The sequence below is a fragment of the Cupriavidus necator A5-1 genome, assembly GCF_000744095.1.
GTDB classification, from domain to species: Bacteria; Pseudomonadota; Gammaproteobacteria; order Burkholderiales; family Burkholderiaceae; genus Cupriavidus; species Cupriavidus necator_A.
This window is the reverse complement of sequence record NZ_JQLI01000001.1, coordinates 1,553,206-1,570,729: the sequence shown is the minus strand read 5'-3', so window position 1 is coordinate 1,570,729 and position 17,524 is coordinate 1,553,206. Positions and strand designations below refer to the sequence as shown.

Sequence of the window (17,524 nt, the reverse complement as noted above, 5' to 3'; positions counted from 1 at the left end):
GGCGTCTAATTGCCTGGAGGAAGTCCGGGGAGGCTCCCATGGCGCGCTGCACAATTTGCGGGTTCGAATATGCCGTTGGCGCCAATTTTTGTGAGCGGTGTGGCAACCGGCTCGCGCGCATCTGTTCGCGTTGTGGCCACGAACTGAGTCCGACGGCGCGCTTTTGCAGTGCTTGCGGCGAACCCGTCAGCGAAGTACCGCAAGCATCATCCGCCGCCCCCGTTCATTACACGCCGCCCCACCTGGCCGAGCGCATCCGGGCCGAGCAGGCGGCGCTGGAAGCCCGAGGAGAGACCGCCGGCGAACGCAAGACCATCACTGTTCTGTTTGCCGACATGGCGGGCTCGACCGCCTTGATCCACGACCGGGACCCGGAAGAGGCCCACCGCCTGATCACCCCCGTCATCGAGCTGATGATGGAGTCCGTGCATTACTACGAGGGGTATGTGGCTAAGTCGTTGGGCGACGGCATCCTCGCGCTGTTCGGCGCGCCCATCGCCCATGAGGACCATACCCGGCGCGCCTTGTACGCGGCGCTGCGCATGCAGGAGGCGATGCGCCGGCACAGCGACAGGCTTCGGCTGGAGCAGGGCATCTCGCTGCAGATCCGGGTGGGCGTCCACACGGGCGAGGTGGTGGTGCGCTCGATCCGCAAGGATGACCTGCACACAGACTATGACCCGGTCGGGCACACGATCCACATTGCCGCGCGGATGGAGACGATGGCCGCGCCCTTGTCCATTCTCGTGAGCGAATCCGCCCACAAGCTCGCGCAGGGGTACTTCGAGTTCAAGGCGCTGGGAGACGCCCATGTCAAAGGCATCCCGGAATCCCTCGCGGTCTATGAAGTGCTTGGTCTCGGGGCGTTGCGCACGCGCTTGCAAGTGGCAGCGCACCGCGGCCTGGCCCGCTTCGTGGGCCGTGAAGCCGAACTGGAGGCGCTGCATCTGGCGCTGGAGCGATCCACCGCCGGACACGGGCAGATCGTCGCCGTGGTGGGGGAGGCCGGGGTCGGCAAGTCGCGGCTGTTCCATGAGTTCAAGGCGCGCTCGCAGAGCGGCTGCCTGGTGCTGGAGACCTTCTCGGTGTCGCACGGCAAAGCCTTTGCGTATTTGCCGCTCATCGAACTCCTGAGGAATTATTTCCAGATCACCGCCCAGGACGACAAGCGGCGATGCCACGAAAAGGTCGCGGGCAAGATACTCACGCTGGAGCGCAGTCTCGAAGACCTCATGCCCTACCTGCTCTATCTGCTGGGCATCAGCGAGCTCGGCCCGGCGCTGGCGGACATGGGCGCCAACCTGCGGCGCGAGCGCGCCTTTGAGGCCATCACCCGCCTGCTGGTGCGCGAGAGCCAGAACCAGCCCGTCCAGCTGCTGTTCGAGGACCTTCAATGGCTGGACAGCGAGACCGAAGCCTTTCTCGCCTACTTCATCGAGCGAACGGCGCAAGCCCGGATTCTGCTGCTGGTGAACTACCGCCCCGAGTATCAGTCCGCCTGGCGGAACCAGGACAATTGCATGGAATTGCGGCTCGCCCCCCTCCGTCCAGCCGAGGCGCAAGGCTTGCTCGGCGTCTTGTTGGGCGATGACCCCAGCCTCGGGCCCGTCAGGCAGCTCATCCTGGAGAAAACGGAGGGCAATCCCTTTTTCATGGAGGAGGTGGTCCAGACCCTGGCCGAGGAAAAGGCGCTGCTCGGTGAACCAGGCCATTACCGTATCGAGAAGACCCCGGCCACGCTGCATATCCCGACCACGGTACAGGGCGTGCTCGCCGCGCGCATGGATCGGCTGCCACTCGCGCAGAAGGAACTGCTGCAGACCCTGGCCGTCATCGGCAAGGAATTCCCCTTGAGCCTGATCCGGCAGGTCACCGGGCAGTCGGAGGAGCGCCTCTATGCGCTGCTGGCCGGCCTGCAGGCCGGAGAGTTTATCTACGGGCGGCCGGCATTTCCGGAGGTAGAGTATGCGTTCAAGCACGCCCTCACCCAGGAAGTAGCGGGCCACTCCTTGCTCTCGGAACAGCGCGGCGCGTTGCATGAGCGCACAGGTCGGGCCATCGAGGTCCTCTTCCAGCATCAGTTGAAAGACCACTGCAGCGAACTGGCACATCATTACAGTCTCAGCGGGAACATCCCCAAGGCGGTGGAGTACCTGCATTGCGCCGGGCGCCAGGCGGTTGAGCGTTCGGCTCATCTTGACGCCATCCTTCATCTGAGTACGGCTTTGGAGCTGCTCAAGCGCCTGCCCGATGCGCCGGAACGCGCGCGCCAGGATCTTGCTTTGCGCGTCACCCTTGGCCCCGCCTTGATTGCCGCGAGAGGTTATGCCTCGTCGGAGGTGGAGGCAAACTATGCGCGAGCCCTGGCCTTGTGCGAACACGGTGGTGAAACCCCGCAGCGCTTCGAGGTGAAGCTGGGATTGCGCACTTTCTTTTCACTTCGTGCGCAGCATCACACGGCGTATGAATTAGGGGAGGCGCTGCTCGGGTTGGCTGAGAACGTACAAGACCCGGTGCTACTCGGAAAGGCTCATATGGCGCTGGGAGGATCCTCGCTCTTTCTGGGTAAGTTCCACCGGGCCCGGGCGCACTTGGAGCAGGGGCTTGCCTACTATAAGCCTGAACGGCGTCAAGCCTATGACGCACTTCATGGGCAGGACCATGGGGTCCGTGGACTCTGCCTGTTGGCATGGGTCTTATGGCTCCTGGGCTTTCCGGCTCAAGCCAGCATGGAAGCCCACGAGGCGCTGGCGCTGGCCGGGAGGCTTTCTCACCCATTCAGCCTCGCACTCGGCCTGGCCTTTGCCGCCGAGCTGCATCAGTTCCGGCATGAGGCACAACTGACCCGAGAGTGCGCCGAAGCCGCCATCACGCTCTCGACTGAACAAGGGTTCCCGTTCTGGCTCGCATGGGGAACCATCCTGCGGGGTTGGGCGTTGGCCGAGCAGGGGAGCAGTGAGGAGGGCATTGTTCAGATACGCCAGGGCCTGACCGCCTACCAGGCCACGGGCGCCGAGCTGGGGCGGCCTTACTTCCTGGCCCTGCTGGCCGAAACCTATGAGAACGCCGGGCAAGCCCAGGCAGGACTGGACGTGCTGGCTGACGCGCTGGCCACGGTCGGCAACACGGGGGAACGCTACTTTGAAGCGGAGTTGCATCGGCTCAAGGGGGAACTGCTTCTCCATCGGTCGGGCACGCAGCCTCGCCTTTCTGCTGAGCGCGATGCGGCGGAAGCGTGTTTTCATCGAGCGATCGCGATCGCCCGCCAGCAAAGCGCGAAGTCGCTCGAGCTGCGCGCAGCGCTGAGTCTGGCTCGGCTATGGCAAGAGCAGGACAAGGGGAAAGCTGCGCGGCGGATGCTGGCCGGCCTGCACGAGGCCTTCACGGAAGGGTTCGACACCGCTGACTGGCAGCAGGCCAAGGCACTGCTGGATGCTGCGCGACCATCCGGCCAGCGGGACTGAAACGCCCTGGCTCACCTCGTCAGGGGAGGGAGGCTCCCTTGTCGAAATTGCCCGCCAGCAGACGCCCGAATCCTGTGGGGCGATCCGCCAGGCCGAGCGTGCGCAAGCAGTGCCAGAGCAGAGCCTGGTTACTGGTGATGATGGGCTTTACGTCGTACAAAATAATTTTGTCAACTCGGTATCCGGCCGGAAGCCTTGCCGCATCTGGCGTGCCAGCCGTCCAGCGAGGTGATGACCTTGATCTTGTGTTCCGACTTGACCGATACGTCGATATAAAAACGGAGTTAATCGCCAGGCTTGACCTACACCGTGCAATTGCTAGTGCAGCGTTCCATTCTGTTTGGAACTTAAGCGGCGGTTGGCGCGAATGACCTTCTGTAGGATGTCGCGAGCGCTCTTGGTCCAGATGAACGGCTTGGGGTTGGTGTTGTGGTGAGCGATGTATTCGTTGATGGCGTCGACCAGTTCCGGCACGCTGGTGAATACGCCGCGGCGAAGTCGCTCGGTTGTGATGTCGCGAAAGAACCGCTCGACCATGTTCAGCCATGATGCCGAGGTGGGTGTGAAGTGCATGTTGAATCGTGGATGCTTGGCCAGCCAGTCCTGCACCGCAGGATGCTTGTGCGTGGCGTAGGTGTCGGCGATCAGATGCAGCGTTTTTTCCTTGGGCGTCTCGCGGTCGATCTTGCGCAGGAACTTCAGCCACTCGGTATGGCGGTGGCGCTGCTGGCACTGGGCGATGACCTGGCCATCGAGCACGTTGAGCGCGGCAAACAGCGTGGTCGTGCCGTTGCGCTTGTAGTCATGCGTCATGGTGGCCGCACGCCCCTTCTTCAACGGCAAGCCGGGCTGCGTGCGATCCAGCGCCTGCACCTGGCTCTTCTCATCGCAGCACAGCACCAGCGCGCGCTCGGGCGGCGACATGTAGAGGCCAACGATGTCTTCAAGCTTCTCGACGAACTTCGGATCGCGCGAGACCTTGAAGCCGCGCACGATGTGCGGCTTCAACCCGTGGGCGTGCCAATGGCGCATGACGGTGCTGGCGCTCACGCCCAACTCGGCGGCCATCTTGCGCGTGCTCCAGTGCGTGGCTGCTTCGGGCTTGCTCTGCGTGGTCAGTTCCACCAGCCGCGCCGTGTCCATCTTCACCGGCGGCGCACCGCGCGGCAAGTCGCGTTCGATACCGGCCAGCCCCGATTGTGCATACCGCTCACGCCAACGCGACACCTGCACGCGTCCGATTCCCAACTGCTCGGCGATGTCCTTGTTCTGCATTCCGTTGGCGGCCAGCAGCACGATGCGCGCGCGCTGCGCCAGCCTCACGCTCGTGAGCTTTGACCGAACCAGCCTCGTCAACTTGGTTCGCTCCTCGTCGGTCAACATGATCTCGGGGGCAACTCGCACTCGCTCTCTCCACGTTGTGGTCGCAGTAGAGCATTGGAGACGCCGAATTCATATAAGTTCCATCAAGAACAGAACGCTACACTAGATGGCCGAGAGATGATCGACCTTTCTCACATAGAGCACGCCAGCAATGCCGGTCTCTGACGGGCGGCGATCCTGTGGCCGGGCGCGGCCCGGGACTACGTTGCCAGTACGCAGGGCAAACTGACCTTGCATTTCCTGCCCGGTTACGCACCGGACCTCAATCCGGATGAGTTAGTGTGGAGTCACGTCAAGCGCAGCGGCGTCGCGCGCTCCCCTTTGCAAAAAGGCGAAAAGCTGGGCCCGCGAATTCATGAGCAGCTTGCACAAATTAGACGCAACCCGAAGCTCGTGCGCTCGTTCTTCAGGCACCCATCTGTGCGCTATATTTCTGACTTATGAGTAATGATCCTCAACAGCCGATACTGCCGACACCGATGTGTACATCGACAACTGGTCGCTGCGCCGAGAAATGACGGGGCGCTACCGAGCCAGAATTCCCGCGCGGGATTTCACGCTCGATCTGACAATGGAGTCAACCCAGGGGTTGCTGCTACAGGGCGAACGGGGTTACAGCCGCAAGAGCCCTCTGGCGGCCCAGGCGAGCTATTACTACAGCCAGCCAGGGCTCAAGGTGGGCGGCACCTTGAAGTGGGGCAGCCAGTAGGAAACCGTGCACGGCACCGCCTGGCGGGATCACGAATGGTCGTCGAGCTTGCTGGCCGACGAGGCCGTCGGCTGGGACTGGCTCGGCATCAACCTAGATGACGGCGGCGCGTTGATAGCCTTCCAGATCCGGGACAAGGTGGGGCGCAAGTTCTGGGGAGGCGGCACGCTGCGCGGCGGCGACGGCCGCGTGCAGATACTGGCTCCCGAAGAGGTCAACTTCATGCCGGCGCGCCGTTGGCGCTCGCCTCGTACCGGCACGAGCTATCCGGTTGCCATGCGGTTGAACGCAGGCGATCTCACGCTCGAACTGGTACCGCTGATGGATGATCAGGAACTCGATAGACGCGCGAGCACCGGCGCGGTCTATTGGGAGGGCGCGGTGAGGGCGTTGCGGGGAGGCAAGGCGGTCGGACGGGGCTACCTCGAACTGACCGGGTATTTCCAGCGCCTCAATCTTTGACTTGAGGCACGGCCCGGGCAAATGGAGCAGCCCGCCGGCGGTGCCGGGCACGCTGCTGACCGGCGTCCACCATGACCGATCTTAAGGCGGGTGGTAGGAGGGATGGCTTGCTGGGCGGCCCAGTGCACCGGGTCGTGTGTTAGCCGGGACGACGTGAGGGCCTTTTCTTCGGTGTGACGACGGGCCCGCAGCTTGGACGCTGTACGAAGCTGGTCGGGAGCAAGACCGGTGTAGTCGGGTGCGGGTCTTTGATCTGTTCGAGCAGCACCTCGGCGGCGCGCTGGCCAAGCAGCGCGGTGTCGCGCAGCACAGTTGCAATCGGCGGATCGTACATCCGCGAAAGCGCAACATCGTCACAGCACACAAGCGATATTTGCTCGCCCAATCGCAAACCGCGCTTGCGCACGGCATGCAAGGCTCCCTCGAGCAATTGGTTACCACCGAGAATCACCGCTGTGGGAGGTCTTGCAGCGGTCAGAAATCTTTCCATCGCTCGCTCCCCATGTTCGGGTGAAAGGCTGCCCGAGTCGACCATCAGGTCAGCCACCAGCCCTTTCTCGCGGAAAGTATCTTCCACCGCTCGAAGCCGTTCGCGAGACGGGCGGACATCCTGACCGACCGCCAAGCCAAGGCGCCGATGTCCCAGCTTGAGCAAGTGTCGGGTTGCCTCGCCCATGCCTAGGTAATGATCGGAGAGCACATAGTGCACATCAAGACTGCCCGCCATGGCGCGGTCGATGATCACCACCGGGGCGGTGGTGCTTGCCAGCGCCGCCAGCGTCGCCGCGTTGTCCTCAAGCGCGGGCAGCACGATCAATCCGTCTACCTGACGTTGCAACAGCACCTCTATGCGCTGCGCATCCACCTCCGGCTGCCCGCCCGAATTGGTCAGCAAGACGGAATAGCCGGCTGCGCTGAGCACGCTTTCCGCGCCTCCCACGATGGAGGCCAGCAAGGGATTGGTGATGTCGGACCCTACAAATCCAATGGATTTAGAGGTCCGGCGGCGCAGGTTCTGCGCCATCAGGTTCGGCATATAGCCTAGCTCGCGCGCTGCCTGCATCACCCGTTCAATCAATTGCGGGCTGGATCCCGGCTGGCCGGAAAGCACCCGCGAGACGGAGGCAATGCCGACTCCTGCGCGTTTGGCGACCTCCTTGATGCCGGCGCGCTTGGTTTCGAAAGAAGAAGAGTTGTTACTCATGCGGGGCGATTTTCAGAATCTGCTCTTGACACCCTCAAGTATGCCATCTATTCTTCGGAAACGTTTCCGGAAACGTTTCCGAGCGTGTATGCGGAACTTAAACGTTCCGGTTGCAGGGGCTCCCGGGGCCAGTGGAGAGGCAAGTCCACCGTCGCTGCTGCGCCGGATAAGCAATAGAAAGGATAAGAATGAGGATTACTAAAGTCGATGCACTGCATGTTGGGCAGTTCATGTTCGCCCGCGTCAGCACAGATGAAGGCATCGTTGGCATCGGAGAGTCTGGTGCGTGGGGCCAGTTAGAGGCCTCGGCCGCGGCCATCCGGCGCTTTGCGGAATACCTGGAAGGTAAGGACCCATTCGAAATCGAGCACCACTGGAACGTGATGCACCGGTTTGGCTACTTTCAGGGCATTGCCATCAATTCGGCAATCTCCGCGATCGACATTGCCCTGTGGGATATCAAGGGCAAGGCATTGAATGTGCCGATCTACCAGTTGCTGGGCGGACCGGTCCGTACCAAGGCGCGCATTTATGGCCACATCTACGAAAGCAGCATCGAGAAGATTCTGGTGGAGTGCAAGGCAAAAATGGAAGCGGGGTTCACCGCATTTGGCCACCTCAATCCCTTCCTCGATGAAGGCAATGACCAGATTTATTTCAAGACGCATATCAAAAAAATGCGCGATGCCATCGACAACGTGCACCGCATGCGGGAAGTCGTTGGTGATCGTGTGGACCTGCTGATTGAGTTGCATCGCCGCCTGACTCCGGCGGAGGCAGTTGTGTTTGCGCGCGGCATTGAAGACACACATCCGATGTTTATCGAAGATCCGATCCGGCCCGAAGGGCCGGATGGCATGACGCGCGTCGCCGAGAAGATCCATATCCCCATCGCGACCGGTGAGCGCTTTACCTCCATCTATGAGTTTCAAGCGCTGCTGAGCCGCAATAGCGTGGAATACGCTCGCGTAGATCCTTGTGTCTGCGGGGGGATTACAGGCGCGCGCAAGGTGGCCGCCATGGCGGAAGCCCATCATGTGCAAGTAGTGCCACACAACCCGCTGTCACCGATCGGCTTGGCGGCATGCCTCCAACTCGATGCGGCCATTCCCAACTTCGCGATCCAGGAATACGCCACGGGCTTCGAGGCAGGTATATTCGAGTCACGCCCGGAACATCTTGGCACCAATATCGTGGATCGGGTCCCTCTGCCGCTGAACGGTTTCGTCGACATTCCCAGTGGTCCGGGACTCGGTATGAACTTGCTACCCGATGCGCAAAAAATCCGGCCGCCACTCTCAAAGCCAATTTCGATGCGCCCGCATCTCGACGGCTTCGTTGTCGATCAATGAACGCTGCGACGCGTTAGTCGGCTGCGACCACCGCCTGCCCGAATCGCAATAGCCCCCTAGCGTTAGCGTAGATCCAGCAGGTCGTTTGCATCCGAAGAGATTTCACGGGCGCGGAAACCGCTGCCGCCACTGCGGCTTTCCAAACATGAAAGTGACGTCAGTTCGCTATGTCCCAGGAGACAATATGAAGATTCAGTCCATACTCGGCTTGCTATTTGGTTTGACCTGCACGGCTGGCGTACTCGACGCCCATGCTGCGGAGGCCTATCCGAACAAGACGGTAACAATCGCCGTGCCCTATGCGCCGGGCGGCTCCACCGACTACGTTACCAGGGCTGTCGCGCGCTATTTGGGCGATGCATATCAGAAGCCATTTCTTGTGGAGAACAAGCCGGGCGCCAGCGGTACCATTGCCATGGCATATGTAGCGAGGGCGGAGCCGAATGGCTATACACTGATGGCCACGGAAATGACGACCACAATCGTTCCAGCGCTATACGCGAAACTGTCGTTTGATCCGCTGCGTGACTTCATGCCAATTGCGCAGTTCGCTGAAGCCCCCTACGTGCTGGTGATGAATCCGAAGCTTCCCGTGCATAACCTGAAGGAGCTTATCGCCTACGCGAGGCAAAAACCAGGTCAAGTGACATTTGGTTCAGGCGGGCCTGGCAGCGGCCCCCACGTTGCCGGGGAACTGCTCAAGGTCGTGGCAAAAATCGACATCAAGCATGTTCCGTATAAGGGATCTGGCCCGGCCTTGAACGACCTTCTTGGCGGCCAGATTGACATCTTGATTACTGCTGCACCCACCGTGGCCGGCTTCATTGAATCAGGCAAGCTGCGCGCCATTGCTGTGGCCAGCGAAAAGCGGATTCCGCTGATGCAGTCCGTGCCAACCTCTGCGGAGTCCGGCCTGCCAGAGTTTAAAGTGAGCAACTGGTTTGGCCTCACGGCGCCACGCGGCACGCCCGTGGAAGTGCAAAAGAGTTTGCATGCAAAGGTCAAGGACATGCTGAAGAATGCCGCAGTCCTGAAAAACCTTGAATCCGCCGGCGCGCTTCCCGCGGAACTGGGCCCTGAAGATTTCGGCAAAAAGATCACTGCCGAGGCGCAACGCTGGGACAAATTGCTGACAGTCGCCGGGGCCAAACTGGACTGAGGGGAAACTACGCAGCCCGAGCGGGGACACATTGGGAGCCTCCGGCGATGTACGCGTTACAAGGAGGCGGCCGCCCTCGCGGAGGGGCGGTCGCCGCTGGCCAAGGTGCAGGCCGAGCTGGTTTCGAAACAGGTGGAGTTGTTGACGATCATTAATTCTGGGAGTGGAAAGAAGCTGGGGGAGGGCGCCACATTGCGACTAAGGTGATGATGTGTCCTACGCGAGTTTTTGGGGGTTGCCATGTCACTACGCTGGACTCTTTGCCTACAATCCCATGCCGATGATGGAAGCGTCGAAACTGTTCAACTGAGGACAGTAGAGCGACCAACATGTCACGTGGAGCCAGCGGACTTCGGTCTTTCGCTGCAGGAATCGAGATGGCTGGCTATCGCACTACAACAGGCCGTTGCACAGCAGCAGGTTTACGCTTACGACCGCGCCAAGAGAAAGTGCCCGCATTGCAACCAGCGAAATCACTCTCGATTGCAATTGACAGTACTGTGCTGACAGCATATCCATTCGAGGAGAACTCGAAGATTGAGGTGCTTGCAGGCCGAATCGAACGAGAGGACGGCAAGGCATTCGCATGCGCAATCCCTCGCCGAACCTTGGCGCGTGTCTTAGTGGGCGCAGCCTTGAAGCAGTGTGGTTGGTCTCCGTCGAAATTCGTGAACGTCGTTGATGACGGTGCAAACGGGATGCGGAGCCTGGTGACACAAATCGCGCCTCGAGTCGCATCACCAATGCTTAACTGGTTCCGCCTGGCGATGAAGCTTCACGCGATACGATCATCGCTATTCTCGTACCACTACTTTCTGCCTCGCCCAGAAGTCTTTTCACGTTGCGAAAGGATATGGCGCAAGATACGAGAGGCTCTGTGGAGAGGCCGAGCCGCGGTAGGTATAGAGTTGACCAGGATGTTGGCGGCTTCCATGAAGGAGGAAGCGTTGAAGCGTGAAAGCACTATGGACCTACCGCAGCGACTGCCCTCGGTGCCGCCAATCGACTCCTCGCGTTTCTCCAGAACAATGCAGCCATCCTTGTTGACTATGCGCGCGCAAGGCGGGCGGGGCGGCGGATCTCTACCGCTCCCGCTGAATCAGTGATGAATCATCTGATCAATCGTCGCCTGTCCAAACGACAGCCGATGCGGTAGTCTATCAACGGTGCACACTACCTTCTCCAGGCGCGAGTCGAACTGCTAGACGGCAAGCTGGAGGAGCGATTTATCGACAAGTACCCACCCTTTCGATCGCCAGAGCTCCAACTGAGCACGTAGACGGGCGTATCCCCCAGCTTCATTCCACTCCCCGCGGTGGTCATAGCGTGGCGTATCGAAAGCTACGTAGCCGCTTCCCCCGCACGCAACAAGCCATCCGGCACGCGATACCGGTTGCGGACGGCGTCATCCTCGTGGACCGCGGGCCCTCCAACGCGTTCACAACCTGCTACGTCAGCTTTGGGCCCGGGGTGCTGTTCGATATCCGGGACCACGGCGCGCCTCCGCCTGAAATCGCGGCGTGGATGCATGTCGTGGCACTGGATCGCGCCCGGCGCGTTACTTCGCGGCTCGCTTGGCCAGCAGCGGTGGCACGACACCTTCCACACCCAACAGGCCCAGTACCGTCGTAAGGCCCAGCTGCGCACCTTCCCACGCGTTGGTCGGATCAAACCACTCGTCGCGCGAATGCGAACCACCGGACTTGCCGCCGCTGCCGAGGATGACGGCCGGAATGCCGAGCGACATCGGCACATTGGCGTCCGTGCTGCCGCCACGCAGGCTCGGCGCATCCTTGCTGTTGCCGCGAATCACGCGAACCGCCGACTGCACGATGATGGAATCGGCCGGCGTATTGCCCGCCGGCCGATCGCCGATCTGTCGAGTCTGGAACGTGATCTGATTGGTCTGGCTCGGCGTCCAGCGCTGATTCTCCTCGGCAACGCCGGCCGCGATGGCAGCCATGATCTGCTTTTCGGTTTCCATCAGCGACGGCGTGCCATTGGAGCGGATATCCACGGCCATGCGGGCGTCGCCTGCAATGGCATTGACAGACGTCCCGCCGCCAACCGTACCCACAGTGAAGGTCGTCTTCGGATCGCCCGGCGGCCGCACATCGCTGACCTTGCCAATGGCACGGCCCATCGCATGAATTGCGCTCGGCAGACCAAAGGCACCAAAGCTGTGCCCACCAGGCCCGCGGAACAAGATTTCATAACGATGGCTGCCGGTACCCTGGGTCAGCACGCGATCACCGGGGCCGGGTTCCAGGCCAACCATGCCGTCGATATCGGGATGGTCGCGGAACAGCGCCTTAATGCCGCGCAGGTTGCCCAGTTCTTCCTCGCCAACGTTGCCGACGAACACCAGATCGCCAACGGTACGGACGTTGTTGTCGTTGAGCACCTTGAGCCAGGACAGCAGCACGGCCAGGCCGCGCGTGTCATCGGAGATGCCGGGTGCATAAAGCTTGCCATCCCGCTCCTTGACGGTGACGTCCGTGCCCTCGGGGAACACGGTATCGAGGTGGGCCGAGATGACGAGCTTTGGCCCCTTGCCAGTGCCCTTGCGAATGCCTACCGCGTTGCCTTCGGCATCGATATGCGCATCGGTCAGACCGAGCGCCTTGAGCCGCGACAGGAAATATTCGGCGCGCACCTTCTCCTTGAACGGCGGCGCCGGAATCTCGGTCATGGTCTTCAGTTCGGCCAGCGTACGCGCGTCGTCGGCCTTGACGTCAGCCATCAATTTCTTGAGCAGCGGCGCGCCTTCCAGCCGCGTATAGGCGCTGTCAACGGCGGGAGACACCGGCGCTAGCGGCAGCGTCTGGGCGCTGACGCCGGCACCGGCCAGCGCCAGTGCGACAGCAAGGATCGAACGGGTCGGGAACGACAGTGCCTGCGACGAGCGCAGGCAGGGGCGAAGGCGGAATGACATGGTGGCAGGCAGATCCTGAGAACGTGGCAGAAGACCGGACCGAGGGCCGCGTGCGAAGACAGAACGTCAAACCACCAAATCCGCGACGCCGCATCGCGTCACTCGTTGCCGGAACGCTCCGGCATTCTGCCAGTGACGTAAGCGGCGCGCTGCAAGCTGTTTCCCGGATACAACGGTGCCGCTTCAGGCCAGATGCCGCTTGAAGAATCCCTGGGTGCGCGCATGGGCCGTTTCGGCGTCCGCCGCATGGTAGTGATGACCATTGGGCCGTGCGAAGGCATGGCTGCGGCCCGGGTACTTAGGTAACCACCAGGAAGTCTCGCCTTGCGCCTTTTTCACATCAGCCAGGCCGGACCGGTGGGACGTCAATGGCCGTTTCAACCCCGTCGGAGACAATCGAGTGACCGCGCACGCGCGCGATCCAATGACCGGATCTGGCCGGGAACGGCCAAACAGTGCTTCATGCCCAGCATTTGGGAGGGCACCATATCTTCCGAGGCAGCCGGATCATCTGACATAACACCCGATCACGGAAAAAAATGCTCGGATGTATGTTGGAGGCGGGAGGGATCTTAGCGGCCTGCCGGATCCGTCCGCACCTCAGCCGGCAGTCGAGCAGGCGCTGGCAACCATGTTAACATCGACAGACTAGTGGCGATCCAAACGCCAGCAGCGTGGGTGTCCGACCGACGCAGCCTTCCTTACTGCTTCGAGTGCCTCGCTCTGAACCCCCTCGATGTCTTTTCGCCTCGCTGGAAACGTGAATGGCTGAATCCGGTGGCAACTGTTTGTCAAATTCACGATCACCGCCTCCAGACCATCTCATCGTTCAGGTTACTTCAGCTCAATAATCTCAATGCGATCAGTTGGGTAGGGAAACGGCACGCGCGGGATCGCGAGCCGTTCCGAAACCTCCTTGGCACGCCACGGTCGCAGAGTTAGTGGGCACCATCCGCAGAATTAGCGGTCCTCAACAGCAGCGTCGCGACCGGCGATGAGATTCGTGACGCCGAAGACGGAATCGCAGCAGACGCTGTCCGCCCTGCACCGGGTCCGCGAGTCGCTCGTGCGCGATCGCACCAAGACCAGCAACCAGATGCACGGTTTCCTGCTTAAGCTTGAGTTTGGTATCAGCCTGCCGGCTGGCCACGCTGTCATCACGCGTCTGCCCGCCGTACTTGCCGAGCCCCCGCTACCGCCGCGCCTGGTCACTATTCTCGAGCGTCTGCACGCCCACTTTAACTATCTCAGCGAACAGATCGGCACGATCGACAAGGACATAGCCCGCCAGCTCGCGGAGGACGGCGAGTGTGCTGGCCGCCGAAATGGGCGACGGCAAGCAGTACGGCTGCAGTCGGGACTTCGCCGCGTCGGTCGGACTGGTACCACGCCAGTACAGCACCGGCGGCAAGGCCAACCTGCTGGGGATCAGCAAAAGAGGCGACAAGAACATCCGGCGACTGCTGGTCCAGTGCGCCCGCGCCTACATGCAACGGCTCGACCGGCAGAGCGGCCGGCTCGCCGACTGGGTCCGGGCGATGCTGACAAGACGCGGACGTGGCGGCCTGCGCACTGGCGAACAAGCTGGCGCGCACTGCGTGGGCGCTGGCGACCCGCAACACCAGATTCGATGTAGGAGCGAGCGCCATGACCTGCCTGAGCCGTCGATCCTGAACGACGCTTTATAGAAGTACACCCACCTGGCTTTGCGACCGCTGAAGTTTGATGACGTGAACGGCACACCGGCCTGACGAAGAACCTGAGTGCAAAAGAGGCTTTCCGAAGCCGACCAACTGTTAAGCATCGTCAGGCGCGAATCTCATGGTGGCGCGGGGGAGCAGTCCCCACAACGATGCCGAATAGATTTAGGAAAGCCAACTCGCCATCGAAGATCAGGGTTGCAAAAATGGGGTGGGACCATAGATTTTGCACGCTCTCCTTCACGCATGCGCACACGCGCTATCAAAATGCAAGGCCCTGACTGCACGCTTACCCGAACGGACTTTATCAATTTTATTTAACGCTCCGGGAGATTATAACGCCGGTTCGCGTTAAGACTTCGGTGGTCAGTCGTATGATCGTGTCCATGCCACTGCCACGTCGCTCATTCTGGTATGCGACAAGGTATTCCTGCTGCCTTAAGCGGGGCGTCGTGTGAAGCGTATGAATTAGCCGGGACGAAATCTTATCTTTCATAATCGCGGGCGACATGACAGCAACTCCATGCCCAGCTGCAACGAGTTGTATCATCGTCGAAAGAGAATTGCTCGAGCTGATATTTGTAGGCTCGATCCCTGCATCGCGAAACCAGTTCATCACAAGCGTGTGGTTTGATGACGGCGCTGACACTGTGATAATCGGCAAAGAAGCCAACGCCGCCGGTGTAATCTCGCGCTGTCGGATCAGCTTTGGCGAGGCGATCCAATGCAAGTTGGATAGACCGATAGTGTGCTCACGTACGTGCCGGGAGCTCGATGATTCGTTCAATATTGCGACATCGAGCTCGCGCGAAATAAGTCTGCGGGTCAATTCGACGCCCACATCTACAGTGATCTCGATGTTCAACTCCCTGTAGGCTGTCTTCAACTGCGTCAACAGCTCCGTAAGCCCCCCGAGGGCTGTGGATTCGTTCGCACCCAGCCGGAGCAGTCCCAGCATCGGATCGCGTTGCGTGGCGATGCGCGCGAAGGCGTCTGCAAGCTTCACGATCTCTTCGGCCTGTGCCAGCGCATCCCTGCCGACTGCGGTAAGTCCACTACGTCCGCGCTCCCTTTCGAACAACTCGACCCCAAGTTGCGCTTCCAACTCCTGGATGCGTGCAGATATGGTCGGCTGCGTCAAATGTTGATGACGCGCTGCGGCGTGAAAGCCGCCTAAACGGGCGACCCAATAGAACGTCTCGATTTGTTGGAGCGTAAGGCGCATGATCAAATTTTTCTATCGACAAGGGAGCCAAAATTCGATTACCTGTGATCAATATTAGCACTCTACACTGGCTCAATGAGTGAGTATTCAAGGTGGCAAAGAGACGAAGTGGGTGACCATCAAGCCTCGCCTTTCAGAGATGCGGGAAAGGGCAGTTGCTTCAGCCCGCACGTCGAGGAGGTCCTGTTCGCAGCTTCGTTTTGAAAATGTGGTGTCAACGATGCTCCAAACATAGATCGGCCTAGGAAGCTGCTTGCCGTGCCGGTACTCGCACTCGGAGGTGAACGTCGTTACGGTGCACGAATGGTCGAAGCGATGCGACCAACTGCGCTCAATGTGGTGGGCGGCGAAGTCAAGCGGATGCGGTCATTAACTGCCAGAAGAGGCTCCGACCGCGTCAGTGATCTATTGCTTCTCTTCTTCAACGGCGAACGCCTAAGTCCGTAAGTCACCGCGGTTGACTGCCTGCATCGTTGTCACATCGCTGGCGGTCGCCTAAAGCTGATACCGATATTTGGGGCGTGCTCTCGGAGACCGTGCGCCCTTTACGCCCCCTGCAGCGCCGAAGCTCAACTACGGAAACAACTCCCTAATATTCTTGGAGCCAAATCATGTCCATCGACACTACGTTCTCGGATAACCATCAGAACGCTGCCATAGCTGATCGAGTGTTCTGGAAGATCGGCTGGCGAATTATACCGTTGATTATGGTTTGCTATTTCTGTGCCTATCTTGATCGGATCAACGTAGGTTTCGCCAAGCTGCAGATGCTCAGTGACTTGCACTTCTCGGAGGCAGCATATGGCCTAGGTGCCGGTTTGTTTTTTTTGGGATACTTCCTGTTTGAAGTGCCGAGCAACCTGCTGATGGCCCGCATCGGCGCAAAAAAAACGCTGGTCCGGATCATGCTGTTGTGGGGACTGATTTCAGGGGCATTCGCATTCGTCCAAACGCCGGGACAGTTCTATGTGATGCGCGTGCTTTTGGGAGCAGCAGAGGCTGGTTTTTTTCCGGGCATCATTCTTTACCTTACCTACTGGTTTCCTTCGCACATTCGCGGCCGAATGACGGGTTTCTTCTATACCGCGATTCCCTTGTCCGGTCTCATCGGGTCTCCCATTTCGGGGTGGATCATGACGGCTTACCATGGTCATCTGGGCCTAAGCGGATGGCAATGGCTTTTTGTTCTCGAGTCTTTGCCCACCCTCGTCATGGCTCTACTTTTGCCCTTTCTGCTGGTGGACCGGCCGCATCTCGCCAAATGGCTGTCCGCTGACGAAAAAAGATTTGTCGCGGCGGAACTACAGGCTGAGGAAAACGAAAAGCGAGCGCAGGCGCATGGCGATGCGCGCATTCGGCAGGTCTTTTTGAGCCCTAGAGCCTGGTATCTGATCGCATTGGCACTCTGTCAGACGATGGGGCTGTACGCGATCTCGTTCTGGTTGCCGACTTTGATCAAAGAAATTGGTTTCTCTACGCTTGAGCAAATTGGTTGGATCTCCGCTATTCCATTTGCTATCGGCGCTGTCGCACTGAATCTGGTGTGTCGAAGTTCGGATCGGCGCAAGGAGCGACGCTGGCACACTGCCGCGGCTTATCTGGCGACTGCTGTCGGATTGGTTGCCAGCACGTTTACTCATGGTCCTGTCAGTTCGTTGATCGCATTGAGCGTGGCGACCGCCGGCGCCTACACGGCGACAACTATGTTTTGGACGCTTCCGAGCCAATTCTTCACAGGAGTAGGGGCGGCGGTCGCAATCGGAATGATTAATTCATTCGGGAACCTAGGTGGCTTCGTGAGCCCTTATGTGATCGGTGTGGTGAAGGACGCAACGGGTTCTTCCACGTATGGGATTTACCTCCTGTCATTGATTTTGGTGATCGGTGCGATTCTCGTGTTGAGGTTGCCGAAATCAATTGTGAACCGCTAG

General features: G+C 60.2%; 9 protein-coding genes and 4 pseudogenes. 9 read left to right on the top strand and 4 right to left on the bottom strand.

The genetic code is table 11. The features are described from left to right. The first annotated feature begins 38 nt into the window (after positions 1–38). On the top strand, positions 39–3,464 hold the full coding sequence (locus K307_RS06865) for an adenylate/guanylate cyclase domain-containing protein (protein WP_042881536.1): 3,426 nt from the start codon (positions 39–41) through the stop codon (positions 3,462–3,464). A 318-nt stretch (positions 3,465–3,782) separates the two neighbouring features. On the opposite strand, the gene K307_RS06860 is transcribed toward K307_RS06865, so the two are convergent. After that, on the bottom strand, positions 3,783–4,868 hold the full coding sequence (locus K307_RS06860) for an IS630 family transposase (protein WP_042877192.1): 1,086 nt from the start codon (positions 4,866–4,868) through the stop codon (positions 3,783–3,785). Between the two features lie 174 nt (positions 4,869–5,042). Here K307_RS06860 and K307_RS45835 point away from each other — a divergent pair. The 3 genes and pseudogenes from K307_RS45835 to K307_RS49260 form a co-directional block, all read left to right on the top strand. Continuing rightward, positions 5,043–5,291, top strand: a pseudogene (locus tag K307_RS45835) (transposase); the annotation flags it as partial. A gap of 25 nt (positions 5,292–5,316) precedes the next feature. Further along, positions 5,317–5,556: pseudogene (locus K307_RS49265) on the top strand (lipocalin-like domain-containing protein); the annotation flags it as partial. A gap of 6 nt (positions 5,557–5,562) precedes the next feature. Beyond that, positions 5,563–6,018, top strand: coding sequence for a lipocalin family protein (locus K307_RS49260; protein WP_230625562.1), 456 nt, complete (start codon positions 5,563–5,565; stop codon positions 6,016–6,018). Positions 6,019–6,157: 139 nt separating this feature from the next. Here K307_RS49260 and K307_RS06850 read toward each other — a convergent pair whose 3' ends face one another. Further along, positions 6,158–7,222, bottom strand: coding sequence for a LacI family DNA-binding transcriptional regulator (locus K307_RS06850; protein ID WP_042877190.1), 1,065 nt, complete (start codon positions 7,220–7,222; stop codon positions 6,158–6,160). Positions 7,223–7,410: 188 nt separating this feature from the next. Between K307_RS06850 and K307_RS06845 the strand changes: the two genes are divergently transcribed. From K307_RS06845 to K307_RS49255, 3 genes and pseudogenes are all read left to right on the top strand, one after another. Continuing rightward, positions 7,411–8,574, top strand: coding sequence for a mandelate racemase/muconate lactonizing enzyme family protein (locus tag K307_RS06845; protein WP_042877189.1), 1,164 nt, complete (start codon positions 7,411–7,413; stop codon positions 8,572–8,574). A gap of 184 nt (positions 8,575–8,758) precedes the next feature. After that, positions 8,759–9,733, top strand: a complete 975-nt coding sequence (locus K307_RS06840) for a Bug family tripartite tricarboxylate transporter substrate binding protein (protein WP_196251532.1) — start codon at positions 8,759–8,761, stop codon at positions 9,731–9,733. Between the two features lie 467 nt (positions 9,734–10,200). Then, a pseudogene (locus tag K307_RS49255) lies at positions 10,201–11,012 on the top strand (ISKra4 family transposase); the annotation flags it as partial. Positions 11,013–11,291: 279 nt separating this feature from the next. Here the strand turns inward: K307_RS49255 and K307_RS06835 are convergent. Further along, on the bottom strand, positions 11,292–12,668 hold the full coding sequence (locus K307_RS06835) for a M20/M25/M40 family metallo-hydrolase (RefSeq protein WP_042877186.1): 1,377 nt from the start codon (positions 12,666–12,668) through the stop codon (positions 11,292–11,294). A 976-nt stretch (positions 12,669–13,644) separates the two neighbouring features. Between K307_RS06835 and K307_RS06830 the strand changes: the two are divergent. Continuing rightward, a pseudogene (locus K307_RS06830) lies at positions 13,645–14,342 on the top strand (IS110 family transposase); the annotation flags it as partial. Between the two features lie 339 nt (positions 14,343–14,681). On the opposite strand, the gene K307_RS06825 reads toward K307_RS06830, so the two are convergent. Continuing rightward, on the bottom strand, positions 14,682–15,593 hold the full coding sequence (locus tag K307_RS06825; RefSeq protein ID WP_042877185.1) for a LysR family transcriptional regulator: 912 nt from the start codon (positions 15,591–15,593) through the stop codon (positions 14,682–14,684). 611 nt (positions 15,594–16,204) lie between these two features. Between K307_RS06825 and K307_RS06820 the strand changes: the two genes are divergently transcribed. Further along, on the top strand, positions 16,205–17,524 hold the full coding sequence (locus tag K307_RS06820; RefSeq protein WP_051974728.1) for an MFS transporter: 1,320 nt from the start codon (positions 16,205–16,207) through the stop codon (positions 17,522–17,524).

Bases quoted from the DNA above. Each gene is read 5' to 3' on its own strand.
- K307_RS06840 (WP_196251532.1), top strand. From the start codon at position 8,759: ATGAAGATTCAGTCCATACTCGGCTTGCTATTTGGTTTGACCTGCACG.
- K307_RS06850 (WP_042877190.1), bottom strand. From the start codon at position 7,222: ATGAGTAACAACTCTTCTTCTTTCGAAACCAAGCGCGCCGGCATCAAG.
- K307_RS06825 (WP_042877185.1), bottom strand. From the start codon at position 15,593: ATGCGCCTTACGCTCCAACAAATCGAGACGTTCTATTGGGTCGCCCGT.
- K307_RS06845 (WP_042877189.1), top strand. From the start codon at position 7,411: ATGAGGATTACTAAAGTCGATGCACTGCATGTTGGGCAGTTCATGTTC.
- K307_RS06865 (WP_042881536.1), top strand. From the start codon at position 39: ATGGCGCGCTGCACAATTTGCGGGTTCGAATATGCCGTTGGCGCCAAT.
- K307_RS06820 (WP_051974728.1), top strand. From the start codon at position 16,205: ATGTCCATCGACACTACGTTCTCGGATAACCATCAGAACGCTGCCATA.
- K307_RS06835 (WP_042877186.1), bottom strand. From the start codon at position 12,668: ATGTCATTCCGCCTTCGCCCCTGCCTGCGCTCGTCGCAGGCACTGTCG.